The 628-nt window shown below is 69.6% G+C and carries 1 protein-coding gene; it reads left to right on the forward strand.

The features are described from left to right. Window positions 1-628 (forward strand): glycosyltransferase (locus ACK4TH_RS12795; protein WP_409626990.1); only part of this gene is annotated, 628 nt, incomplete at both ends.

The following is a 628-nucleotide window of genomic DNA, read 5'->3' on the forward strand; positions in this document are numbered from 1 at the left end:
GGTCTCGCTCACCAGCGTGGGCAAATACGGCCCGCTGTTGCGCGCAGCCGGCGTGCCGGTCTGGACGCTGGAGATGCCGCGCGGGCGGCTGACCATGCAGGGCTTGCTCACGCTGTGGAGGCTGTTGCGCACGCAGCGGCCGGACGTGGTGCAGACCTGGATGTATCACGCCGACCTGGTGGGCGGCATGCTGGCCCGCTGGGCCGGTGTGCCCGTGGTGTGGGGGATACATAATACCACGCTTGAGCCTGGCAAATCCACCCGCAGCACGCTGTGGGTGGCGCGGGCGTGTGCGCGCCTCTCACACTGGGCGCCGCGGCGCATCGTGGCGTGTGCGCAGGCGGCGGTGCAGGTGCATGCCGCGTTGGGTTACGACGCCGCCCGTATGGTGGTCATCCCCAATGGTTATGACCTCGCCCGCTTTTGCCCAGACGCGACCGCGCGCGCCCGATTGCGGCGCGAGTGGGCGGTGCCGGATGATGTGCCGCTCCTCGGCATGGTGGCCAGGTTCGATCCCCAGAAGGATCATGCCAACCTCATCGCGGCGCTGCGACAGCTCCGGCAGAACGGGTGGGCGTTCCGCGCCGTGCTGGTGGGCACGGGTGTCGATGACGCCAATCCGGCGCTG

The organism is Tepidimonas sp., assembly GCF_046292505.1.
In the GTDB taxonomy this organism is placed as follows: domain Bacteria; phylum Pseudomonadota; class Gammaproteobacteria; order Burkholderiales; family Burkholderiaceae_C; genus Tepidimonas.